At 54.8% G+C, this 23,051-nt stretch carries 22 protein-coding genes; 16 read left to right on the top strand and 6 right to left on the bottom strand.

Going from position 1 to position 23,051, the window contains the following annotated elements:
• Nucleotides 1-137 precede the first annotated feature (137 nt).
• Both dnaN and gyrB read left to right on the top strand, forming a co-directional pair.
• Nucleotides 138-1,247 (top strand): DNA polymerase III subunit beta, encoded by a 1,110-nt coding sequence (dnaN, locus tag L103DPR2_RS01125; RefSeq protein ID WP_055359373.1) that lies wholly within the window; start codon nucleotides 138-140, stop codon nucleotides 1,245-1,247.
• Between the two features lie 105 nt (nucleotides 1,248-1,352).
• Nucleotides 1,353-3,956, top strand: a complete 2,604-nt coding sequence (gyrB, locus tag L103DPR2_RS01120) for a DNA topoisomerase (ATP-hydrolyzing) subunit B (RefSeq protein WP_055359372.1) — start codon at nucleotides 1,353-1,355, stop codon at nucleotides 3,954-3,956.
• A gap of 9 nt (nucleotides 3,957-3,965) precedes the next feature.
• Here the strand turns inward: gyrB and L103DPR2_RS01115 are convergent, their stop codons facing one another.
• Nucleotides 3,966-4,835 carry an EamA family transporter gene (locus L103DPR2_RS01115; protein WP_335337954.1) on the bottom strand — a complete coding sequence of 290 codons (870 nt, stop codon included), beginning with the start codon at nucleotides 4,833-4,835 and terminating at the stop codon, nucleotides 3,966-3,968.
• 63 nt (nucleotides 4,836-4,898) lie between these two features.
• On the opposite strand from L103DPR2_RS01115, the gene L103DPR2_RS01110 reads away from it, so the two are divergent.
• A complete protein-coding gene (locus L103DPR2_RS01110; protein WP_055359370.1) occupies nucleotides 4,899-5,309 on the top strand; it encodes a low affinity iron permease family protein in 411 nt (136 codons plus the stop codon).
• Here the strand turns inward: L103DPR2_RS01110 and L103DPR2_RS01105 are convergent.
• Genes L103DPR2_RS01105 through nthA form a run of 3 tightly spaced genes read right to left on the bottom strand, consistent with a single transcriptional unit; the run spans nucleotide 5,279 to nucleotide 7,000 of the window.
• Nucleotides 5,279-5,689: a nitrile hydratase accessory protein gene (locus tag L103DPR2_RS01105; protein WP_055359369.1), complete on the bottom strand. Its 411-nt coding sequence runs from the start codon at nucleotides 5,687-5,689 to the stop codon at nucleotides 5,279-5,281. The genes L103DPR2_RS01110 and L103DPR2_RS01105 overlap by 31 nt on opposite strands.
• Before the next feature lie 34 nt (nucleotides 5,690-5,723).
• Entirely contained in the window at nucleotides 5,724-6,398 is a 675-nt protein-coding gene (gene nthB / locus L103DPR2_RS01100) for a nitrile hydratase subunit beta (RefSeq protein ID WP_055359368.1), read from the bottom strand.
• Nucleotides 6,395-7,000 (bottom strand): nitrile hydratase subunit alpha, encoded by a 606-nt coding sequence (gene nthA, locus L103DPR2_RS01095; protein WP_055359367.1) that lies wholly within the window; start codon nucleotides 6,998-7,000, stop codon nucleotides 6,395-6,397. Before nthA ends, nthB begins: the two co-directional genes overlap by 4 nt.
• A gap of 131 nt (nucleotides 7,001-7,131) precedes the next feature.
• On the opposite strand from nthA, the gene yajC reads away from it, so the two are divergent.
• The 3 genes from yajC (at nucleotide 7,132) to secF (ending at nucleotide 10,405) form a co-directional block, all read left to right on the top strand.
• Entirely contained in the window at nucleotides 7,132-7,467 is a 336-nt protein-coding gene (gene yajC, locus L103DPR2_RS01090) for a preprotein translocase subunit YajC (protein WP_055361763.1), read from the top strand.
• Nucleotides 7,468-7,544: 77 nt separating this feature from the next.
• Nucleotides 7,545-9,437 carry a protein translocase subunit SecD gene (gene secD, locus L103DPR2_RS01085; RefSeq protein ID WP_055359366.1) on the top strand — a complete coding sequence of 631 codons (1,893 nt, stop codon included), beginning with the start codon at nucleotides 7,545-7,547 and terminating at the stop codon, nucleotides 9,435-9,437.
• 14 nt (nucleotides 9,438-9,451) lie between these two features.
• Nucleotides 9,452-10,405 carry a protein translocase subunit SecF gene (secF, locus tag L103DPR2_RS01080; protein WP_055359365.1) on the top strand — a complete coding sequence of 318 codons (954 nt, stop codon included), beginning with the start codon at nucleotides 9,452-9,454 and terminating at the stop codon, nucleotides 10,403-10,405.
• A 94-nt stretch (nucleotides 10,406-10,499) separates the two neighbouring features.
• Here the strand turns inward: secF and dprA are convergent, their stop codons facing one another.
• On the bottom strand, nucleotides 10,500-11,744 hold the full coding sequence (dprA, locus tag L103DPR2_RS01075) for a DNA-processing protein DprA (RefSeq protein WP_055359364.1): 1,245 nt from the start codon (nucleotides 11,742-11,744) through the stop codon (nucleotides 10,500-10,502).
• 116 nt (nucleotides 11,745-11,860) lie between these two features.
• Between dprA and def the strand changes: the two genes are divergently transcribed.
• The 5 genes from def (at nucleotide 11,861) to L103DPR2_RS01050 (ending at nucleotide 15,732) form a co-directional block, all read left to right on the top strand.
• Nucleotides 11,861-12,367 (top strand): peptide deformylase, encoded by a 507-nt coding sequence (gene def / locus L103DPR2_RS01070; RefSeq protein WP_055359363.1) that lies wholly within the window; start codon nucleotides 11,861-11,863, stop codon nucleotides 12,365-12,367.
• 23 nt (nucleotides 12,368-12,390) lie between these two features.
• The gene (gene fmt / locus L103DPR2_RS01065; protein WP_055359362.1) at nucleotides 12,391-13,353 is read left to right on the top strand and encodes a methionyl-tRNA formyltransferase; all 963 of its coding nucleotides are present in this window, start codon (nucleotides 12,391-12,393) and stop codon (nucleotides 13,351-13,353) included.
• Entirely contained in the window at nucleotides 13,337-14,071 is a 735-nt protein-coding gene (locus tag L103DPR2_RS01060) for an AzlC family ABC transporter permease (protein WP_055359361.1), read from the top strand. The genes fmt and L103DPR2_RS01060 overlap by 17 nt, the downstream gene beginning before the upstream one ends.
• Nucleotides 14,068-14,412: an AzlD domain-containing protein gene (locus L103DPR2_RS01055; protein WP_055359360.1), complete on the top strand. Its 345-nt coding sequence runs from the start codon at nucleotides 14,068-14,070 to the stop codon at nucleotides 14,410-14,412. The genes L103DPR2_RS01060 and L103DPR2_RS01055 overlap by 4 nt, the downstream gene beginning before the upstream one ends.
• Nucleotides 14,413-14,541: 129 nt before the next feature.
• Nucleotides 14,542-15,732, top strand: a complete 1,191-nt coding sequence (locus L103DPR2_RS01050) for a phosphoglycerate kinase (protein ID WP_055359359.1) — start codon at nucleotides 14,542-14,544, stop codon at nucleotides 15,730-15,732.
• Between the two features lie 104 nt (nucleotides 15,733-15,836).
• Here L103DPR2_RS01050 and L103DPR2_RS01045 read toward each other — a convergent pair whose 3' ends face one another.
• Nucleotides 15,837-16,943, bottom strand: a complete 1,107-nt coding sequence (locus tag L103DPR2_RS01045) for a fatty acid desaturase (RefSeq protein WP_055359358.1) — start codon at nucleotides 16,941-16,943, stop codon at nucleotides 15,837-15,839.
• A 288-nt stretch (nucleotides 16,944-17,231) separates the two neighbouring features.
• Between L103DPR2_RS01045 and L103DPR2_RS01040 the strand changes: the two genes are divergently transcribed.
• The 5 genes from L103DPR2_RS01040 to L103DPR2_RS01020 all read left to right on the top strand — a co-directional run bounded on the left by L103DPR2_RS01040 (nucleotide 17,232) and on the right by L103DPR2_RS01020 (nucleotide 23,031).
• Nucleotides 17,232-18,608 (top strand): MmgE/PrpD family protein, encoded by a 1,377-nt coding sequence (locus L103DPR2_RS01040; RefSeq protein ID WP_055359357.1) that lies wholly within the window; start codon nucleotides 17,232-17,234, stop codon nucleotides 18,606-18,608.
• A 65-nt stretch (nucleotides 18,609-18,673) separates the two neighbouring features.
• Nucleotides 18,674-19,663: a tripartite tricarboxylate transporter substrate binding protein gene (locus L103DPR2_RS01035; protein WP_055359356.1), complete on the top strand. Its 990-nt coding sequence runs from the start codon at nucleotides 18,674-18,676 to the stop codon at nucleotides 19,661-19,663.
• The gene (locus tag L103DPR2_RS01030) at nucleotides 19,660-20,151 is read left to right on the top strand and encodes a tripartite tricarboxylate transporter TctB family protein (RefSeq protein ID WP_055359355.1); all 492 of its coding nucleotides are present in this window, start codon (nucleotides 19,660-19,662) and stop codon (nucleotides 20,149-20,151) included. Before L103DPR2_RS01035 ends, L103DPR2_RS01030 begins: the two co-directional genes overlap by 4 nt.
• 2 nt (nucleotides 20,152-20,153) lie before the next feature.
• On the top strand, nucleotides 20,154-21,638 hold the full coding sequence (locus L103DPR2_RS01025; RefSeq protein WP_055359354.1) for a tripartite tricarboxylate transporter permease: 1,485 nt from the start codon (nucleotides 20,154-20,156) through the stop codon (nucleotides 21,636-21,638).
• Between the two features lie 4 nt (nucleotides 21,639-21,642).
• Nucleotides 21,643-23,031: an MmgE/PrpD family protein gene (locus tag L103DPR2_RS01020; protein WP_055359353.1), complete on the top strand. Its 1,389-nt coding sequence runs from the start codon at nucleotides 21,643-21,645 to the stop codon at nucleotides 23,029-23,031.
• Nucleotides 23,032-23,051 lie beyond the last annotated feature (20 nt).

Raw genomic sequence — 23,051 nt, 5'->3', positions numbered from 1 at the left:
GCCAACCAGGGGGTGGGCAAGCCCCCCCAAAGAATGCTGAATTAAGGCGGCCCGAAGCGCAATTTAGGGCTAAAAATCAGCGAAAATCTAGGGGCTCCCAAATTCCAAATTGGGGCCCCCCGAAAACAGAGGAAGACATGATCGTACTGAAGGCCACCCAAGACAAATTGCTGTCTGTTTTGCAATCCGTTTCTGGCATTGTGGAACGTCGTCACACATTGCCTGTTTTGGCCAATGTGTTGATTCGCAAAACTGGCAAAGCATTGCAGTTGACCACCAGCGATCTTGAAATTCAAATTCGCACCACCGCCGAAATGGACGGTGATGCTGGCGACTTCACCACCACGGTGGGCGCACGTAAACTGATCGACATTTTGCGCACCATGCCTTCCGATCAAACCGTCAGTTTGGAATCCAGCCAAAGCAAATTGATTTTGAAGGGTGGCAAATCCAAATTCACTTTGCAAACTTTGCCTGCAGAAGATTTTCCGCTGGTGCAAGAAGCCGCCAGCTTTGGCCCCGTGTTCAGCATTCCGCAAAAAACCTTGAAGCAATTGCTCAGCCAAGTTTCTTTTGCCATGGCCGTGCACGACATTCGTTACTACCTCAACGGCATTTTGTTTGTGGCTGAAGGCAAGCAGTTGTCTTTGGTCTCCACCGATGGTCACCGATTGGCATTTGCGTCTGCCACTTTGGACACCGATGTGCCCAACAAACAAGAAGTCATCTTGCCGCGTAAAACGGTGCTCGAAATGCAGCGCTTGCTCAGCGACGCCGAAGGCGCCATCGACATGCAGTTTGCCAACAACCAAGCCAAGTTCAGTTTTGGGGGCATGGAGTTTGTGACCAAACTCGTTGAAGGCAAGTTCCCAGATTACAACCGTGTCATCCCCAAAGGCCATCGCAACAATTTGACGCTGGGTCGTCAAGCTTTGTTGTCTTGCTTGCAGCGCACCGCAATTTTGACCAGCGACAAATTCAAAGGCGTCCGCCTCAATTTGGATCCTGGCACATTGCGTGTGGCGTCGACCAATGCCGAGCAAGAAGAAGCCGTGGACGAGCTCGACATTGATTACGGCGGTGACAGCATTGAAATTGGCTTCAACGTGACCTACATCATCGATGTGCTCACCAACATGGGCCAAGACATGGTGCGCATTGATTTGGCCGATGCCAACAGCTCTGCACTCATCACCATTCCAGAAAACGACCAGTTCAAATACGTGGTGATGCCCATGCGCATTTAAGGCCTGAACTGATTGACGGTGATCTAAAAACACCCCAAGCACAGCCTTTCGAAACCCGCGTTGATTCGCGGGTTTCGGCCATTCGAGAGATTGAGAAAAGTAAAAATGACCGAAGAAAACAAGCCTAGCGCCGAAGAGTTCACAACCATTCAGCCCATCATCGACACCAACCAAGCCGGCGCCTCTGAGGGTTATGGCGAAGGTTCGATTCAAATTTTGGAAGGCTTAGAAGCGGTTCGTAAGCGCCCTGGCATGTACATTGGCGATACGTCCGATGGCACCGGCTTGCACCACTTGGTGTTTGAGGTGGTCGACAACTCCATCGACGAAGCTTTGGCCGGTCATTGCGATGACATCGTGGTGACCATTCACTCCGACAACTCCATCAGCGTGACCGACAACGGCCGCGGCATTCCCACCGGTGTGAAGATGGACGACAAGCACGAGCCCAAGCGTTCGGCTTCAGAAATTGCTTTGACAGAATTGCACGCAGGCGGCAAGTTCAACCAAAACAGCTACAAAGTGTCCGGTGGTTTGCACGGCGTGGGCGTGAGCTGCGTGAACGCGCTCAGCAAGTGGTTGCGCCTGACGGTGCGTCGCGATGGCAAAGTGCATCAAATTGAATTTGCCAAAGGCTTTGTGCAAAACCGTTTGCTCGAAATGGTGGATGGCGTTGAAGTGTCTCCCATGAAGATCACGGGCGCCACCGAAAAGCGCGGCACCGAAGTTCACTTCTTGCCCGACACCGACATCTTCACGCAGAACCACGATTTTCATTACGAAATTTTGGCCAAGCGTTTGCGCGAACTGAGCTTCTTGAACAACGGTGTGCGCATTCGTTTGAAAGACGAACGCACAGGCAAAGAGGACGACTTCTCTGGCGCTGGTGGCGTGAAGGGCTTCGTTGATTTCATCAACGCCAACAAAAAAGTCTTGCACCCGAATGCGTTCATTGCCATGGGTGAGCGCCCTGCCGATTCCTACGGCGGCATTCCCGGCACCAGCATCGGTGTGGAAGTGGCCATGCAGTGGAACGATGGTTACAACGAAAGCGTTTTGTGCTTCACCAACAACATTCCACAACGTGATGGCGGCACTCACCTCACAGGTTTGCGTGCGGCCATGACACGTGTCATTGGCAAGTACATTGAGAAAAACGAAATTGCCAAGAAGCAAAAGGTCGAAGTCAGTGGCGACGACATGCGCGAAGGTTTGTGCTGCGTGCTCAGCGTCAAAGTACCCGAGCCTAAATTCTCTAGCCAGACCAAAGACAAGTTGGTGTCCAGCGAGGTGCGCGCACCCGTAGAGGACATCGTGGCCAAAGCCTTGGGTGACTTTTTGGAAGAGCGCCCCAACGACGCCAAAATTTTGTGCGGCAAGATTGTCGAGGCTGCACGTGCTCGTGAAGCTGCGCGCAAAGCCCGCGAAATGACACGCCGCAAAGGTGTGCTCGATGGCATGGGCTTGCCCGGTAAGTTGGCCGACTGCCAAGAAAAAGATCCCGCACTTTGCGAAATCTACATCGTGGAGGGTGACTCCGCCGGTGGCTCTGCCAAGCAAGGCCGTGATCGCAAATTCCAAGCCATCTTGCCACTGCGCGGCAAGATTCTGAACGTTGAAAAAGCACGTTACGAAAAATTGCTCACCAGCAACGAAATCGTCACGCTCATCACAGCGCTTGGGACGGGTATTGGCAAAGCTTCTGCCGAATCGGGCAAGAGCGGTACCGATGACTTCAACGTCGACAAATTGCGATACCACCGCATCATCATCATGACCGACGCCGACGTGGACGGCGCGCACATTCGCACCTTGCTGCTCACGTTCTTCTATCGTCAAATGCCCGACCTGGTTGAACGCGGCCACATCTACATTGCGCAGCCACCCCTCTACAAAGTGAAGGCTGGCAAAGAAGAGTTGTATTTGAAAGATGCGCCCGCACTTGATGGCTTCTTGCTCCGCATCGCTTTGAAAGACGCCAGCATTGCCACCGGTGGTGCATCACCTCAGGTGCTCAGTGGCGACACACTCGAGTCTTTGGCGCGTAAGCACCAAGTGGCCGAAGCCGTCATTCACCGCTTGTCCAATTTCATGGATGCCGAAGCATTGCGCGCCATTGCCGATGGTGTGGCCCTCAACCTCGACAACCTCGACAACGCCGCTGAATGCGCGCCTGCTTTGCAAGCCAAACTGCGCGAACTCAACACCACTGGTGTGCCTGCCGAAGTGACCGCAGAGTTTGATGCGCGCACCGACAAGCCCTTGCTTCGCATCAGCCGTCGCCACCATGGCAACATCAAGAGCAGCGTGATCACGCAAGACTTTGTGCACGGTGCGGATTACGGCGCATTGGCCGAGGCGGCCAATACCTTCCGCGGCTTGCTCGGCGAAGGTGCCAAGGTCATGCGCGGTGAAGGCGACAAGCAAAAAGAAGAGAAGACCAACGACTTCCGCCAAGCCATGCAGTGGCTCATTGGCGAAGCCGAGCGCACCACCAGCCGCCAGCGTTACAAAGGCTTGGGCGAGATGAACCCTGCACAGCTTTGGGAAACCACCATGGACCCCACTGTTCGCCGTTTGTTGCGTGTGCAAATTGACGACGCCATTGAAGCCGATCGCGTGTTCACCATGTTGATGGGCGACGAGGTCGAACCACGCCGTAACTTCATTGAAGGCAATGCGCTGCGCGCTGGCAACATCGACATTTGATGTACCGAATCAATCCTTGATGTTTCTTTGACCAGCGGTCATGGCGCTTCCCATCGAAGCGGCCATGATCAGTCCGATGGCACTGAGTTGCTGTGCAGTCAGTTGCTCAGACAGCACCAACCAACCTGCCAAAGCTCCCACGGCTGGCTCCAAACTCAACAAGATGCTGAAAGTTTGTTTGGGCAAGTGTTTGAGCGAATACATTTCCAAGCTGTAGGGGATGGCGCTTGACAGCAAGGCAATGCCCAAACCGGTCAGCATCCATTCCACATTCAACAAAGAAGTACCGGCCACGCTGATACCAAAAGGCGTGACCACCATGGCCGCCACCAACATGCCCATGGGGGTGGCAAAGGCACCAATGCGATCGGCCACACGCTGACCCAACACGATGTACATGGCCCAGCAGAATCCAGCGCCCAAAGCGAAGGCAATGCCGACCGGGTCCAGTGCGCTTGCGCTGCCCGCGTCCATGGTTTGGGACAAAGGCAAGATCAAACCCATTCCCACGACGGCCAACACAATCCAAACAAAATCAAGCGGCTTTTTGGAAGACCACAAGGCGACGGCCAAGGGGCCCGTGAATTCAATGGCAATGGCCAATCCAAAGGGCACAGTTTTGATGGCGCTGTAAAACAGCAAGTTCATGACCCCCAAGGTGGCGCCAAACATCACCAAGGGTGGTGCATCGGCCCAGGTCCAGGCGCGCCGCCAAGGCCGCCAAAAGGCCATCAGCAAAAGCGTGGAAAAAATCAGTCGGTAGGTGGTGGTGCCTTCGGCGCCAACAAATGGAAACAAGCTTTTGGCCAGCGATGTGCCTGCGCACAAGGTGATCAAACTGCCCATGAGGGCGGCAACAGGAAGAAATGGAAATCGCAAGTTTTATTTTCCGAAAGATGGGCGCATCATAACGGGGTGTTTGTTTTTTGAAAGTTCAAAGCCATGTTGCAAAACAATGCCTATGCCAATTTCGCTAAAAAAGTGGCGCACATCTGCGGCAAGCCGCGCACGTTTTCTTTGGCCGTGGCCGTGATCGTGGTGTGGATTCTCACGGGGCCACTGTTTGCGTTCAGCGACACATGGCAGTTGGTCATCAACACAGGGACCACCATCGTCACGTTTCTCATGGTGTTCTTGATTCAAAACACACAGAACCGCGACACGGAAGCCATTCAGTTGAAGTTGGACGAATTGATCAGGGCCACGCAAGGAGCCCACAATGCCTTGCTGGATTTGGAAGAGTTAGAGGAAGACAACCTCGATGCGTTCAAGCGCAAGTACCAAGCCCTCGCCGAATTGGCACGGCAGCAACTGGTGCGGGGTCAGTTGGACACCGATACACCCGAGCCTTGAACGTCCAAAACGATGGGCTGTCCGTGCGGCGTGCGCGCCGCGGCATCTTCCCAAGCATGTTCCAGGTCATGAATCTGCTCGGCTGTGCCCAATTGCTTGGTCAGCACCATGGCCTCCAATGCATTGAGCCAATGGGTGTAATAAGTGGCGCCGGTGTCGGCGTCGCCTGCCACTTGAGCATTGCGAATTTCCTGCGTCAGGGCCGCGGCCCATTCGGGCCAAGTGAACAAACCTTTTTCGTGCAATTGCAAAGTCATGGCAAAAGCATGCGCTTGCCAAGGCTCTGAAAACACCGCCCCTTGGCTGTCTTGCACTGGCAGCGGCATTTGACCGCCGCAGAGTTGGGCAATCTCTTCAAGTGTCAGGTGGGTGTTTTGCATACTGCTTGTGTCCAGGTGGCTGCTTGCAAAGGCTTTAGGCCACGGCTTCTAAATAAGACTCCCATGCGTCCACCGTCACCTCCACAGTGGTATCGCTCTGCTCGCCCCACAGGGTGGTGCCCTTAAACACCACGGTGTACAGCCATTGCACGGGCACGTTGAAAGGCGGGGTGGCGCGCAAGGTGTGACCATCGGGGAAGACATGGCCGCCATGCACACGGACCACTGTCCCTGTGTGGCCACGAACATAGCGAGGCAAGCGGGTATGACCCTGGGGGTGCATGTTGCGTGCGCGAACTTGTTGGCCCACCTTGAACAAGGCAGCTTGGTCGATGGGCCGCTCGGTGGGGCTACCTGCTTTCAATGCGGCATCGACGGTGTCTCGGGTGAGGACGCGGTTCACTTTGACGGGCGCTTGGGTCATCTGACCACTGACAAGCTCTGCTTGCGTCACCATGCCGCGCGCCAGCATGAGTTGCTCCAGGGCCCGAATCCATATTTCGTAATAGCTGCTGGACAAGTAGACGGCCGGTGGCAAGGATTCGCGTGCCGAGCGGCTCAGGTCAATGTTCCACTGACCGCTGGCGCCCATGGCCACTGTGACTGCCATGGCCCGGCTTTCCCAGTCAGCGTGAAAAAGGGGCTCGTTTTTTTCGACGTGTACGGGGCCAAAGCCTTGTTGGCCACCCATGTCATGGACGCCGTTCATACCAGTGCCGTCCCAATCATGGCGTCGCGCGTGACCATCTTGGTCAATTCTGCTTGCGACAAATTCTCCGTTCCTGCGGGGCGTCGGGGCAAGACCAAATAGCGGACTTCAGCGGTGGAATCCCAAACCCGTATGCGGGTGCTTTGGGGCAATGTCACGCCAAAGTCGGCCAAGACTTTGCGCGGCTCCAGCACGGCACGCGACCGATAAGCCGCACTTTTGTACCAAACCGGTGGCAAGCCCAAGACCGTCCAGGGGTAGCAACTGCACAGGGTGCAAACCACCATGTTGTGCAGCTCGGGGGTGTTTTCAACAGCCACCATGTGTTCGCCTTGGCGACCTGTAAAGCCCAATGAGGCGATGGCCGCCGTGGCATCTTCCAGCAGCCAGGCTTTGAAGTCTGGCTCGGCCCAAGCCTTGGCCACCACTTGGGCGCCGTTGTGAGGGCCAACTTCGGTTTCGTACGTTTCGATGATGCGGTCAATGGCCGCCGTGTCGATGTAGCCTTTTTGGGTCAGCAAGGTTTCGAGGGCCCGAACTCTGACGTCCATCTCACTGAGGGTGGAATGGTCGTGATCGTGATCATGAGAATGGCTGGCCATGGTCGTCTCCCGAGTTGGACAAGGTCTTTGGGCCTCATCATAGCCCCGCATACAATCCATGGTTGGCCCAAATGGCTGCTTTCATGCCGCCATCAAGGGATTTTTTATTGATAGATCAGTGGAGTTCGATGATGTTCATTTCATCCGCATTTGCCCAAACCGCCCCAGCAGCTGCCGCAGCTGGTGGAGACATGCAATCTTCTTTGATGAGCATGCTGCCCTTGCTCTTGATGTTTGTGGTGCTGTATTTCGTCATGATTCGCCCCCAAATGAAGAAGCAAAAAGAACACAAGGCCATGATCGATGCGCTCGCCAAGGGCGATGAAATCATCACAGCAGGCGGCTTTTTGGGCAAAGTCAGCAAGCTGGGCGACAGCTTTTTGAGCATTGAGATTGCCAATGGCGTGGAAGTTCAAATGCAACGTTCCGCCGTGGTGCAAGTCTTGCCTAAAGGCACGATCAAGTAAGGGTCCGAAAGGCTCAAGCGCAGGCCCTGGGTACTTTCCTTCAGTGCTTTCTTTTCTTCTTTGAAGCGGCTGCCATCATGAACCGTTATCCGGTGTGGAAATTTGCGATCATCGTGATCGCTTTGTTGTTTGGCGTGGTCTACACATTGCCTAACTTTTTTGGTGAAGCACCGGCGGTGCAGGTGTCATCGTCCAAGATGAGCGCCAAAGTTGACGACGCCACTTTGGCGCGCGTTGCCGAGGCAATCAAAGCCGCCAATGTGCCGGCAGCAGCTTTAACGCTGGAGGGCAACTCCATCAAGGCTCGATTTGAAAGCACCGAACAACAACTCAAAGCCAAGGACGCCATTCAAAAGGCGCTGATTCCAGAAGGCACAGAGAATGGTTATGTGGTGGCTTTGAATTTGCTGTCTCGCTCGCCAGCTTGGCTTTCGTCCTTGCATGCAGCGCCCATGTATTTGGGCTTGGACTTGCGCGGTGGTGTGCACTTCATGTTGCAAGTCGACATGAAAGCAGCCCTCACACAAAAAACCGATTCATTGGCCGGCGACATCCGCACCGCTCTGCGTGAAAAAGATGTGCGTCATGGCGGCATTGCACGCAATGGGCAAAGCATTGAGATTCGCATGCGCGATCAAGCGCAGTTGAATGCGGCGCGCCGCGTGCTGACCGATCAATTTGCAGATTTGCAAGCGGTGGATGCGGCCGAAGGCACTGAGTTCAAAATCACAGCCACCATCAAACCTGAAGCTGCACGCCGCGTGCAAGAGCAGGCCTTGAAACAAAACATCACCACCCTGCACAACCGCATCAATGAATTGGGTGTGGCCGAGCCTGTGATTCAGCAGCAAGGTTTGGACCGCATTGTGGTTCAGTTGCCAGGCGTGCAAGACACGGCCAAAGCCAAAGACATTTTGGGCCGCACGGCCACCTTGGAAGTGCGCTTGGTCGACGAGAGCAGCGAAGCCCGTTCAGCTGAGCAAACCAATGGCATGGTGCCTTTTGGTTCTGAGCGTTATTTAGAACGCAACGGGCAGCCTGTGATTGTGAAAAAGCAAGTGATTTTGACGGGTGACAACCTGACAGATGCACAGCCTGGCTTTGACAATCAAACTCAAGAGCCCGTCGTCAACTTGTCACTCGATGGCAAAGGCGCACGCATCTTCAAAGATGTGACCCGTGAAAACGTGGGCAAGCGCATGGCCATTTTGCTGTTTGAAAAAGGCAAAGGCGAAGTGGTGACAGCACCTGTCATCCGCACTGAAATTGGCGGCGGTCGCGTGCAAATCTCGGGTCGCATGACCACCAGCGAAGCCAACGACACCGCTTTGTTGTTGCGTGCAGGTTCTCTGGCTGCGCCCATGGAAATCATTGAAGAGCGCACCATTGGCCCAAGCCTTGGCGCAGAAAACATTGCAAAAGGCTTCAACAGCGTCACCTGGGGTTTCTTGGTGATCGTGGCGTTCATGTGCATTTATTACATGGTGTTTGGCGTTTTCTCCAGCATCGCCCTGGGTGTGAACTTGTTGCTGTTGGTGGCTGTTCTCTCGATGTTGCAAGCCACCCTTACCTTGCCTGGCATGGCCGCGATGGCCTTGGCGCTGGGCATGGCCATTGACTCCAACGTGCTGATCAATGAGCGTGTGCGTGAAGAGTTGCGCTTGGGTGCTTCACCGCAAGCCGCCATTCATTCAGGCTACGACCGTGCATGGGCCACCATCTTGGACTCCAACATCACCACTCTGATTGCAGGTGTGGCCTTGTTGGCATTTGGTTCTGGCCCTGTGCGTGGTTTTGCGGTGGTGCATTGCCTGGGCATTTTGACCAGCATGTTCTCTGCCGTGTTCTTCTCACGTGGCTTGGTCAATCTTTGGTATGGCCGTCAAAAGAAACTCAAATCGGTGTCGATTGGCACGGTCTGGCGTCCTGAAGGTGCGGCAGTGCCTGCCACAACCGACGACAAAGCATAAAGCGGAGCAGCATCATGGAATTTTTCAAAATCCGCAAAGACATTCCCTTCATGAAGCACGCGTTGATCTTCAACGTGATCTCGCTCGTGACTTTCTTGTTGGCCGTGTTCTTTTTGTTCAGCCGCGGTTTGCATTTGTCGGTGGAGTTCACCGGCGGTACCGTGATGGAAGTGAGCTACAGCCAACCCGCCGACTTGAAGCAAGTGCGCAGTGTCGTTTCGGGTTTGGGCTACACCGATGTGCAAGTGCAAAACTTTGGCACCGCACGCGATGTGATGATCCGCTTGCCAGCGCAAAAGGGCGTGAGTTCTGCGCAGCAAAGCGACACCTTGATGGCCGCTTTGAAAACGCAAAACGCCGAAGCCACTTTGCGCCGCACAGAATTTGTGGGCCCGCAAGTCGGTGAAGAATTGGCAGCCGATGGCCTGAAGGCTTTGGCCTTTGTGGTGGCCGGCATCATGCTTTATTTGGCAGTGCGCTTCGAGTGGAAATTCTCGGTGGCAGCCATCATTGCCAACTTGCACGACGTCATCATCATCTTGGGCTTCTTTGCATTCTTCCAGTGGGAGTTTTCATTGGCGGTGTTGGCTGCTGTGCTGGCCGTGTTGGGGTATTCGGTGAACGAATCGGTGGTGATTTTTGACCGAATTCGCGAGAACTTCCGACGCTACCGCAAGATGAACACGGTTGAAATCATCGACAACGCCATCACGTCCACCATTAGCCGGACCATCATCACGCACGGTTCAACGCAGATCATGGTGCTCTCCATGCTCTTGTTTGGTGGCGAGACCTTGCACTACTTTGCTATGGCCCTGACCATCGGCATTTTGTTTGGCATTTATTCGTCGGTGTTTGTGGCAGCCGCCATTGCCATGTGGTTGGGAATTCAGCGCGAAGACCTGATCAAAGCCGCACCCAAAAAAGACGAAGACCCAGACGACCCCAACGCTGGCGCTGTGGTCTAACGCAAAGTGGCAGGCACGCTGGCTACGTTGGCTGCGCGTGCCCTGCCTGCTCAGTTGCTAATCAGTTGTGGCTTAGTTGTGGCTCAGTTGCGGTTCACTTCCTAGTCAGTTGCTGGTAGAGGCCGCCAGGCAATCGCCCCAAAGTGCCCGCCAATTCCATTTGAAACAATTCTGCTTGCAGTTGCGAGGTGGGCAAGCCACTTCGACGTTGCAACTCGTCTAAGCCAACGGGCACATGGCCCAAGTGCGCGGCAATGCCTTGTGCATGGGATGGGCTTGAATGGCGGCGGTCTTTGTTGTCTGTGGCAGATGTGGCGATATCACTTGGGCTAGATTTTTTTAAAGCCATCCTTGGGCTGGGCAAGTCTTTCATTTCTTCCAAGATGTCGTGTGCACTGTCAACCAACTTGGCGCCTTGTTTGATGAGGTCATGGCATCCTTTGGCCACCGTGGTGTGAATGGAGCCTGGAATGGCAAACACCTCCTTGCCCATGTCGACGGCTTGCTTGGCGGTGATGAGTGAGCCAGAGCGCAGGGCTGCTTCGACCACCAAGCACCCTTGGGACAAACCAGCAATGAGGCGATTGCGCTTTGGAAAGTTGGCCATCACGGCCGGCGTGTTCAAGGGGTACTCGCTGAGCAACAAGCCTTGTTGTGCAATGTGCTGCGCCAAGGCATGGTTTTGATGCGGGTACACACGGTCAAGGCCCGTGCCGACCACGGCCACGGTGTGCAAAGGGTTGGCCAAAGTGCCACCCGCCAACGCGCCCTTGTGGGCCGCTGTGTCAATGCCCAGCGCCAGGCCGGAGATGACGGTGAGGCCGGCTTGAGACAGACTGTGTGCAAAGTCTTGTGCGTTCAAACTGCCTTGGGGGGTGGGGTTGCGGCTGCCCACAATGGCCAAAGCACGCGGGGCTTGCAAGGGTGGTGGGCTGAGCCAATGCAGGTGCTGCGTTTGGCCCATGGCATACAACATCAAGGGTGGATCGGGGGTGAGCATGAGGCTTTGGGGGTAGTCTGGGTCGGCCAGCGTCAGCAGCCTTTTGCCGATGACAACGCCTTCGGTTTGCCGGGGCTTGTAAGAGGCCATGCGCAAAGGTGCCGGTGTGTTCAGCCATTCCCATGTGACGTCGAGCAAGGCTTCCAATTCAGCGGGCAAGGTACACAATTGTTGGCTGATGGCGGGGCTGACCAGGGTCTGCAGCTTGGCGGGGCTTTGCTGAAAAATACGTTCAGGCAAGCCAAAGCCCTGCAGCAGAGCGCGTGCCGTCTTGTTGCCAACCCCTGCCGTGAGGCTGAGGCGCAGCCAAGCTTGCAAACTTTCGCGCGTAGAAACCATGGCTTATCCTTGAGGCAGAGGGTTGGACAATGGCTTGATTTTGAGAACCTACCGCTGACTTCGGCAAGGCTTCTTTAAATTGGCGAAAATAGAGGTATTGCTGAATACAGATCACCATGGCACTTTTAAACATTCTTTGCTATCCCGACCCCCGCCTGCACAAGGTGGCCAAACCCGTCACCGAGTTTGATGACAAGTTGCGCGCACTGATCGCAGACATGCTCGAAACCATGTACGAGTCGCAGGGTGTGGGCCTGGCCGCCACCCAAGTGGATGTGCACCAACGCTTGGTGGTGATGGACACGTCAGAAGAACGCAACCAGCCTGTGGTCTTGATCAATCCTGAAATTACCTGGTTCAGTGAAGAGCGCGTGAAGGGCGAAGAAGGCTGCTTGTCTGTGCCCGGCATTTACGATGGCGTGGAGCGTGCGGTGGCTGTGAAAGTCAAAGCGGCAGACGCGCAGGGTCAGGTGCGTGAGTTGGAAGCAGAAGGTTTGATGGCGGTTTGCGTTCAGCACGAATTGGACCACTTGATGGGCAAAGTGTTTGTGGAATATTTGTCCCCCTTGAAACGCAACCGCATCAAAACCAAAATGCTCAAAGCGCAAAGAGACGACGCTTAATTGTTCCAACAGAAAGAAGTTCCATGCGCGTGATTTTTGCGGGCACTCCCGAATTTGCCCGCAGCGCATTGGCTGCTTTGCATGCAGCGGGCCATGAGATCGTGGGCGTTTTCACGCAGCCTGATCGTCCAGCCGGCCGCGGCATGAAGTTGCAGGCCTCCGCTGTCAAACAATTTGCACTCGCGCACAACTTGCCCGTGGTGCAGCCGCACAGTTTGAAGCTGGATGGCAAATACCCCGAAGAAGCCGCTGCAGCACAAGCCTTCATTGCGCAAGCGCAAGCCGATGTGATGGTGGTGGCGGCTTATGGTTTGATCTTGCCGCAATGGGTGCTTGATGCACCCAAGCACGGTTGCCTCAACATTCACGCCTCCTTGTTGCCTCGCTGGCGCGGCGCAGCCCCCATTCACCGCGCCATTGAGGCGGGTGATGCACAAACAGGCGTCACCATCATGCAGATGGATGCGGGCTTGGACACGGGCGACATGTTGCTCGAAGAAACATTGCCCATCTTGACGCAAGACACGACAGCCTCCTTGCACGACAAGCTGGCCACCATGGGCGCGGCTTTGATTGTCAAAGCGCTCACACAAGTGGGCCAGTTCAAACCTGTGGCGCAGCCCACTGAAGGCGTGACGTACGCACACAAAATTGAAAAAGCCGAAGCGGCCATCGACTGGACATTGAGTGCGCAACAGCTGTCACAACGCATTCGAGCCTTCGATCCCTTTCCTGGCATGATCGCTCAGATGGCTGGTGAAATGGTCAAGGTGTGGCAAGCCCATGTGCTTACAGATGTGTCTGTTCATGCAAGCCTTGCCAAGCCAGGAACCTTGCTGGCCATCGATGAGTCTGGCTTGCAGGTGGCTTGTGGCGCAGGTGTGCTGTGCCTCACGCAATTGCAAAAACCAGGCGGTAAGCGTCAACCCGTGGCCGATTTCGTTCGCCATTTCAAGGGCACGGTGGGCGATGTTTTTCAAAGCTGAGAATTACCGCCATCCCGCCTTCATGGAAGGCCTGCGCGATTTGGCACCGCAAGCACCGGGTGTTGCCGCTTGGGGTTTGATGACGGGCGTGGCCATGGTCAACTCGGGCATGAGTGTGTTCGAGGCCATTGCCATGACACTCTTTGTGTATGCCGGCAGTTCGCAATTGGCGGCATTGCCTTTGATTGTGGCGGGTGCGCCGGTCTGGGTGATTTTGGCCACCGGCTTTTGCGTCAACTTGCGCTTCATGGTGTTCAGTCTGCACTTGCGTCCTTACTTGATGCATTTGCCACGTCTTGAACGAATGGTGCACGGGTATCTGACCACCGACATCAGTTATGTGTTGTTCACCCGCCGATTTGCCAAACCGAGCGAAGAGCCGGCAGAGCAAATGACGCAAGCTGCATCCTTGGCGGGCAACACCTTCATCGTATGGGTGAGTTGGATGGTGGCCAGTTTCTTTGGCATCTTTTTGGCCAAGATCATTCCAACGTCTTGGGGCTTGGGCTTTGCTGGCACCTTGTGCTTGGTGGGCATTTTGTGCTCTTTGGCCAGCACACGGATGCGCATCTTTGCAGCAGCTGTGGCTGCGGCAACGGCCATCATGGCCTATCACTTGCCGTTGAAGTTGAACATTGTGTTGGCGATCGGTGTGGCCGTGGTGTTGAGCATGTCGCTTGAAAGCTTTCAATCAAAACGTGCAGGAGCGCCGGCATGAATTTCTTTGAAGGCACCGATCTGTGGACCTTGGCTGTGATTGTGGGTTTGACGGGCGTGACCATTTTGACGCGCAGTTTCTTTTTCTTTTCAAGTGAAGAATGGGCCTTGCCCGATTGGGCGCAGCGGGGTTTGCAATATGCGCCCATTGCGGCCATGGCGGCGGTGGTCTTGCCTGAAATTTTGATGCAACAAGGCGAGTTTTTGCACACCTGGATGGACGCCCGGTGGATGGGCGCCGCAGTGGGCGCCGCCGTTTACTTTTGGCGCCGCAACGTGCTCTTGACCATTGTGGTGGGCATGCTGACTTTCTTGCCCTTGCACTTGCTCGCAGGTTGGTAAGTCACGCCTTGTTACAAAAGCGGTGGTTAGGTTTGCGCAAGCTTGCCCGACTAAAATTCTGTTTGTTGTGAAAAGTCTCTGAGGGATCAGAAGACGACTCATTCATTTTTGTTATTCAAGAGAATTTCCATGAACGTCATTCGTTTTTCTGATTTGTGTCAACAAGGCAAAGTCAAAGGCCAACGTGTTTTCATCCGTGCCGATTTGAACGTGCCGCAAAACGATGCGGGCGACATCACCGAAGACACGCGCATCCGTGCCTCTGTGCCTTGCATTCAAATGGCACTCGATGCTGGCGCTGCCGTCATGGTCACCAGTCATTTGGGTCGTCCCACCGAAGGCGAATTCAAGGCCGAAGATTCTTTGGCGCCCGTTGCCAAACGCTTGGCTGAATTGCTGGACCGTGATGTGGTGCTCAAAGCCAATTGGGTGGACGGTGTGGACGTGGCGGCAGGCCAAGTGGTGCTGCTCGAAAACTGCCGCGTGAACAAAGGCGAGAAAAAGAACAACTCCGAATTGGCCCAAAAAATGGCCGCACTTTGCGACATTTTTGTGAACGATGCGTTTGGCACGGCGCACCGCGCAGAAGGCACCACCTACGGCATTGCCGAATACGCCAAAGTGGCGTGCGCAGGCCCTTTGTTGGCAGCCGAAATTGACGCCATTACCAAAGCCTTGGCCCATCCTGCACGTCCCTTGGCCGCCATTGTGGCGGGCAGCAAAGTGTCGACCAAGCTCACCATTTTGAAGAGCTTGGCCGACAAGGTGGACCAACTGATTGTGGGCGGCGGCATTGCCAACACCTTCATGCTGGCCGCTGGTTTGAAAATTGGCAAGAGCTTGGCTGAACCCGATTTGTTGGCAGAAGCCAAAGCCGTGATCGACATCATGAAAGCGCGCGGCGCCGAAGTGCCGATCCCCACCGATGTTGTCACCGCCAAAACTTTTTCAGCGGATGCCGTTGCCACCGTGAAGAAAGCCACGGAGGTGGCCGATGACGATTTGATTTTGGACATTGGCCCGGAGACGGCGGCCAAATTGGCCACGCAACTCAAAGCGGCGGGCACCATTGTGTGGAATGGCCCCGTTGGCGTGTTTGAGTTTGACGCGTTTGCAAACGGCACACGCGTCATTGCACAGGCCATTGCCGAATCGAAAGCTTTCAGCATTGCGGGCGGTGGTGACACCTTGGCTGCCATTGCCAAGTACGGCATTGAGAAACAAGTGGGCTACATCTCCACCGGTGGCGGCGCTTTCTTGGAAATGCTGGAAGGCAAGACTTTACCGGCGTTGGAAATTTTGACGAAGCGCGCGCAGTAAACACCGCTTGCCCAAGCCCGCGCAATGCGGTCGGCACCACAAAAAAGGCCGCTGATGTCAGCGGCCTTTTTGCTTGCGCGGTTGGAGCAGATGCTCGGACAGCTTTAAGTTTTGGCGGGCAAATTGCCGCGAACAGGGCTCGTCATCTGTCCTTGAAAGTCAGTCCAGCATTCACGTGTGAAGTCGTAAAGCTTGCAGGCCTTGGCTGTTTTGAAATACCAGCTCCAAGAGAAGGGCTGAACAATGATGCGACCTGGCAGCATTTCTTCCAGCTTAGCTTGCGCTTGCTTCAAGCGGTAAAGCGGAATGCTCATGTCCACGTGGTGCGCGGTGTGCTCCATGATGTGGTGAACCATGTTACCAATCTTCATGGGGAAGGTGAGGTGCACGGTGGTGGACACAAAGGGTTGTGCTTTGGTCCAAGCCGACTTTTCGTTGTGCCAAGACACACGCACATGGGTGTGGTGAACATAGACCACAAAACCAATCATGGTGTTCCAGAACAAGAAAGGCACCAACACGCCCATCAGCAAGGTGAGCCAGACGGACTGGCCTGTGGCGCCTGCTGCATAGGCCATCACACCGACCCACAAGACACCAAACACGGTGACCAACAAGCTGTCCTTGAAGAAGATAGGACGACGTGTAGGCATGTGCGTTTTGTTAGGGAAGAATTCACGCTTCCACCAAATTTCAATCAGGTAGTACAGACCGGGCGCCCAACCACTGCGATAAAGGTATTGCAGCAAACGATCTATGGGGCCGAGTGCTGCAAACTCTTCGGCTGTGAGCGGCGTCCAGACAAAGTCAACGCCCTTCAAGTTGGTGTAACCGTGGTGCACCACGTTGTGGCCGGTGTCCCACAAGCTGTAAGGCGTGAGCGAGTACAAGAATGCGTAACGGCCAATCCATTTGTTCAACTCGCGGTGGGGCGTGAGGCTTTGGTGGCAAGCGTCATGGCCCAAGATGAACAAGCGACCAATGACAAAACCAGCGGCCAATCCGCACAGCAACTTGAGCCAGACAGATTCAAGCGCAACGGTGCCTGCGATGAGCCCAACAAACAGAGCCGTGTCAATCAACAACAGGACGAACGCGCGCAAGGTAGAGCGCTCAGACAAAGGCAACAGCCATTGGCGGATGACTTTGCGGTGCGGCATTTCTTGATCCAGAGGGATCGGGGCGTTTTCAGGTGAGGTTTGTGTAGTCATAAACAGGGCGCAGCAGCAGAGCTGGTTGGCCATCAAATCGAATACCCCGAGTCTAAACCGAGAGACTTTTCCTGTGACTGACATGGGTCAATGAGTCACTGAACGTCGGGCCCAAGCCACACCCAGGCTCAGGCGCCAAATAATGTGAGGAAATCTCTAGCAAGAATGTGCGCATTAGGCGCTTTTCGCTATGTACTCTGTGAGCAAGTCTGCGAAAAATTCTCGATTCACCTATGATCAGCCCTCCATTTGATTTCCCTAATTTGAGGCGATAAGCCCTTTTTTGACATGACTGCACGCAATACGACCGTCGTTGCCGACGCCAACGCCCCCGCCATTACCCAACTGCTGGCCGAATTTGTGGCCAACCACCCTTCCAAGGGCTGGTCGGATGCTGTTGAAGCCCAAGCCCACCGCACCTTTGCCAACTGGGCGGGCTGTACTGTGGGTCCAAGCACCCATGAAACCATTGAAGCCGCCTTGGGCGCCGTGAAAGAGTTGGCCCCTTCTGCGCAAGCCTCCGTCTTGGGCCGCAGCGATCGCGTTGACATGGCCAATGCCGCTTTGCTCAATGGCATCAGCTCGCACACGTTTGACTTTGATGACACGCACCTGAAAACCATCATTCACCCCGCTGGTCCTGTGGCTTCTGCCATCTTGGCTTTGGGTGAGCATTTGGGCTCTACCGGCCGTCAATTGATCGACGCCTTGGTGATTGGTGTGGAAGTGTCTTGCCGAGTGGGCAATGCGGTGTACCCCAACCACTACGACCGCGGTTGGCACATCACGGGTTCGACCGGCATGTTGGGCAGTGCGGCTGCCTGCTCTCGTTTGCTCGGCCTGAATGCCAAACAAACGCAAATGGCTTTGGGCATTGCCGCGTCACAACCTGTGGGCCTGCGTGAACAGTTTGGCACCATGACCAAGCCTTTCCACCCCGGTGGTGCAGCCAAAGTGGGCCTGATGTCTGCTTTGATGGCCAAGCACGGTTACACCGCATCACCCCGCGCTTTGGAAGCACCGCGCGGTTTGATGCAAGTGTTCTCTGACAAAACCGATTGGAAAGAAGTCACGGAGAACCTGGGCAAGTCTTGGGAAATTGAACTCAACACGTACAAGCCATTTGCTTGCGGCATCGTGATTCACCCCGCCATCGACGCGTGCGTGCAATTGCGTGAGAAGCACAACTTGAAGCCCGAACAAGTGGCCAAAGTGACTTTGAAGGCGCACCCCTTGGTGCAAGAACTCACGGGAAAGAAAACACCGACCGATGGCTTGTTGGCCAAGTTCAGTGTCTTTCATTCATGCGCCGTGGCATTGATCTACGGCCGCGCCGGCGAACACGAGTACGCCGACGACGTGGTGCGCTCACCGCTGGTGATTGGCGTGCGCGACAAAGTCGAATTGATTGTGGACCGCAGCATCCACGAAGCTTCTGTCGATGTGACCTTGGAAACCACCGACGGCCAAAAGCACCACATCTACATTGAGCGCGCCATTGGCAGTTTGGAAAAGCCCATGAGCAACGAGCAACTCAAGGCCAAGTTTGTCGATCAAAGCACGCCTATTTTGGGCGCCGCCAAAACGGAAGAAGCTTGGAACTTGTGCATGAGCTTGGCTGCGCAAAATGATTTGAAAGCCTTGCTCAAGAGCTTGACCCAGTAAGCTGGCAAAACCCCGATCCCGATGGCACCTGCCTCGGGATTTTTTTTCGTAAAACGGAGACACACATGAAACGCATTGTTGGTTTGAAAGCGGTTTTGGCATTGTCGATGGCATGCTGGAGCCTGTCCCCTGCGATGGCACAAAACGCTGCGGCCGGTGCAGCAGCTGCGCCCTACCCCGTGAGCCGCGTGACCTTGGTCACGCACTCCAGTCCAGGTGGCGGCACCGACGTATTTTTGCGCGACTTGAGCAAACATTTAAGCGGCGTGATGAAAACCAATTTTGCGGTGGAAAACATTCGCGGTGGCAGTGGTGCCAAAGCGTTGGCGCATGTGGCCAAGGCGGCACCTGATGGCGCAACCTTTTATGGCACCACACCGACCTACATTCAAACCACCTTGCTGTCGAAACCCAGTGTGGGTTATGAGGGCTTGGACCCCATGTTGATCGTCTTCATCGATCCAGAAGTGGTGTTCACCCGTGCCGACTCACCTTTTAAATCATTGCAAGATGTGATGGCTTTTGCCAAAGCCAATCCTGGCAAGTCACGTTGGGGCGCAGCCAATCCCGCTTCCTTGGAACGCATTGGCATGGAGAAGTTGGCGCGTGCGGCCAATGTCAAAGTACCCATCGTGAGTCACGAGGGCGGTGGTGACATGATGATCGGCGTGCTCAATGGCACGTACGACATTGGCATTGGTGAAATTCAAGAATTGCAAGGGCAATTGGAAGCCGGCAAAGTGCGTCTGCTGGCAACCTTGTCAGAAAAACGTTTGGCTGGATTGCCACAGTTGCCAACGGCCAAAGAACAAGGTTATGACGTGGTGATTCGCAAATTCCGCGGTATCGCCAGCCCCAAAGGTTTGCCCGACAGTGTGGCCAAAGCTTGGGAAGATGGTGTTCGCAAAGTGTTGGAGTCACCTGCCTACAAAGCCGAGTACACCAAAGACAACTTGACGCCGATGTTGCTGGGCCGCGAAGCCGCGCGCAAGTTCACTGCCGATGTGGCGGCTGAAACTGCGGCCTCGTTCAAAGAAATGGGATTGCTCAAATGAACGATGCCTTGGTTGATCGGATCTCGGGTGGCCTTGGCATGCTGCTGGCGGCCTGTTACATCGCCAATGCGCAATCGATTGAAGACAGTTTGTTGGCCGATGCAGTCGGTGCCTCTGGTGTGCCCACCGGCGTGGGTGTGGTGCTGTTGATTGCTTCACTTTTTCTGTTTGTGAAGTCTTTCAAATCCAAAGCAAGCATGTTGAATGAAGCAGAAGAACCAATTGAAGGTGGCAGCCAACATCCGCATGCGATGGCGCTGGGCTTGCTGCTGATTTTGGCGGCCTATGTTTTCTTGTTGCCCATTTTGGGTTACGTCTTGTCGGTCGGCCTGTTGGTTGGTGCCGCCGCATGGTTTGCGGGCGCAAGGCGATACACCTCCTTGGTGTTGTGCGCAGTTTTGGCAGGACCCGTTCTGTGGTTTGTCTTCGATTGGACGCTGGAAATTAGATTGCCCGTCGGCTTGTGGCCTATGTGGTTGGGGAAATAAGCATGGACAGTTTTATGACAGCGATGTCCAACCTGGCTTCCGGTTGGATCATTTTGTCTGCGTTTGCAGGCGTGTTGTGGGGCATTTTTGGCGGTGCATTGCCAGGTATTTCGCCCTCGATTGCCATGGCCTTGTTGTTGCCGTTTACCGTCGGCATGGAAGCGACCAATGCCTTGGTGCTGTTGGCCAGCGTTTATGTAGGCGCTGAATACGGGGGGTCGATCCCTGCCATTTTGATTCGCACGCCGGGTACCAATTCGGCTTCAGCCACGGTGATTGATGGTTACGAAATGGCCAAACAAGGTCGCGCAGGAGAAGCCCTGGGCATCTCTTTGATGTCGGGTTTGGTGGGTGGCTTGTTTGGTTTGCTGGTGCTGGTTTTGTGCACCGAGAGTTTGGCCAAAGTGGCCTTGGCATTTACACCTGCGGCTTATTTTTCTTTGGGCATTTTGGGGCTCTCTGTCATCGCTGGATTGTCTGGCGGCTCGTTGATGCGCGGTTTGATCGCAGCATGCATCGGCTTAATGATTGCCTTCATCGGCAGTGATCCGGTCTCGGGTGTGCAACGCTTCACGTTCGGTTCTGAAGATTTGTTAGATGGTGTGAAGCCCATCCTGATCATGGTGGGCTTGTTTGCCGTGACAGAAATGCTCGTGCAAATTGGCGAGCCTGCTTGGGCCAGTGGTGGCAATGCATCGACCAAACTCAAGCTGCCCAACTGGGCCTTGACCAAACGTCTTTTCAAACCGCAAGCGATTGGCGCAGCCATCGGCACCGTGGAGGGCGTGACGCCTGGCGCAGGTGGCACCATTGCCGCTTTCATGGCGTATTCGGAAGCCAAACGTTGGTCCAAACACCCTGAAGAATTTGGCAAAGGCTCACCGGAAGGTGTGGCCGCGCCCGAATCAGCCAACAATGTGGTGACCGCCACAGCCTTGGTGCCATTGCTCAGCTTGGGCATTCCGGGTTCTAACTCGGCAGCCATTTTGTTGGGTGGTTTTTTGATTCACGGTTTGCAACCGGGTCCGATGCTGTTTCAAAAAGCACCCGAAGTGGTTTACGGTTTGTATGGTGGTTTGTTCATCGCCAACATCGCCATGCTCTTGATCGGCTTGGTGATTCTGTCGCCTTGCATGTGGCTGGTGAACCGACCTAAGCCTTATTTGATTGCATTCATTTTGGCCTTGGTGATGTCCGGCGTGTTTGCCATTCACCAAAGTATTTTTGAATGCGGCCTGGTGTTGGGTGTTGGTGTGTTGGGCTATGTGCTGCGCTTGTTGCGCTTGCCTGTGTTGCCTTTGGTGTTGGGTTTGGTGTTGGGTTATTTGGTGGAGTCCAACTACCGCCGCAGCCTGCTCATTTCTGGCGGTGAGCACAGCATCTTCATCACCGATCCCGTGTCGGCTGGCTTGCTGGGTTTGGCCTTGGTGCTGACCTTGTACACCGCATGGAAAGAATTCACAGACAGACAAGAGGCCAAAGGCTAATCACATGACAGTTGACACAAACAAAGCCACGATTGCGGCACAGTTAGCGGCGGGCATCGTTCGCGCACACCCAGAAAAAGAAACATTGGGCCAGCAAGTGGGCCAGCGTTTGATCTTGGACGTGGCAGGCATATGCATTGCTGCGCGCCACGAAACGTATGTCAAAGCAGCGCTCAGCTCTTTTGAGCAAGACGGCAATTGCACGGTGTTTGGTTTCTCGCAAAAGTGCGGCGTAGAAGGCGCCGCCTTTGTGAACGGCATCGCAGCGCACGGCGAAGACTTTGACGACACTTATGAAGGCGGCCCTGTGCATGCGGGCGTGGTCATCGTGCCGGCTTTGTTGGCTGCTGCAGAGCGTCATGGTTTGTCGGGCGAACAATTGCTGCGCGGTGTGGCCATCGGTGTTGAGGTGATGTGCCGTTTGTGTGCAGTGGCACCCACGCGTGTTCACAAAGCCGGTTTCCACCCCACGGCTATTTTTGGTGTGATGGGCGGCGTCGCTGGTTTGGGCGCTGCACTCAATTTGACAGAAGAACAGTTGGTCAATGCCTTTGGCATTGCAGGCAGCATGGCGGGCGGCATCATTGAGTACTTGGCCGATGGTTCTTGGACCAAGCGCATGCACCCCGGATGGGCTGCGCAATCGGCATACCGCGCGGTGCGCATGGCACAAGCCGGCTTCAAAGGCCCTGCCACTGTGTTTGAAGGCCACCATGGTTTGTTCCATGGTTTTGCCAACACCACAGATGGCAATTTTGACGCCATGATGAAAGATTTTGGCCAGTCTTGGATTTGGACCACCATTGCTTTCAAGCCGTACGCATGCGGCACCATGGCACACCCTTTCATTGATTGCGCACGTTTGATTCGTCAGGATTTGGCAAAGCAAAACGTGCCCTTGAGCGAAATTGATCGCATTGAATGCGATACCGCTGAAGGCATCGTGCATCGCTTGTGGGAACCCTTGTCGCTTAAGCATTCACCGCCCAATGCGTATGCAGCCAAGTTCAGCATTCCTTATGCCATTGCAGCGGGTTTGATGTTGGATGATGCGGGCCTTGAGGCTTATACAGAAGAGGTGGTACAAGGTGCAGACATTCGCGCACTGGCCGCCAAGGTGAGTTACATCGTTGATCCTCAGAACCCCTATCCCAAACAGTTCACGGGCCATGTGCGTGTGCATTTGAAAAACGGCCAAGTGCTGGAGCAGCGACAAGGCTTCTTCAAAGGCGGCGTGGACCATCCCATGTCCGATGCAGACCTGTTGCAAAAGTTCAAAGCCAATTGCAAATTTGGTGGCTTGGATGCCGAGCAAACGCAAAGTATTTTGTCGCAAGTACAGGGCATGTTCAAAGCCAGCACCGTGTCCTTGAGCAGCTTGGCGGTGAAGTAAGCCCATGTCCTTGAATTGAG

The sequence above is a fragment of the Limnohabitans sp. 103DPR2 genome (genome assembly GCF_001412575.1).
Classification (GTDB): domain Bacteria; phylum Pseudomonadota; class Gammaproteobacteria; order Burkholderiales; family Burkholderiaceae_C; genus Limnohabitans_A.
This window is presented reverse-complemented; position numbering and strand designations above follow the sequence as displayed.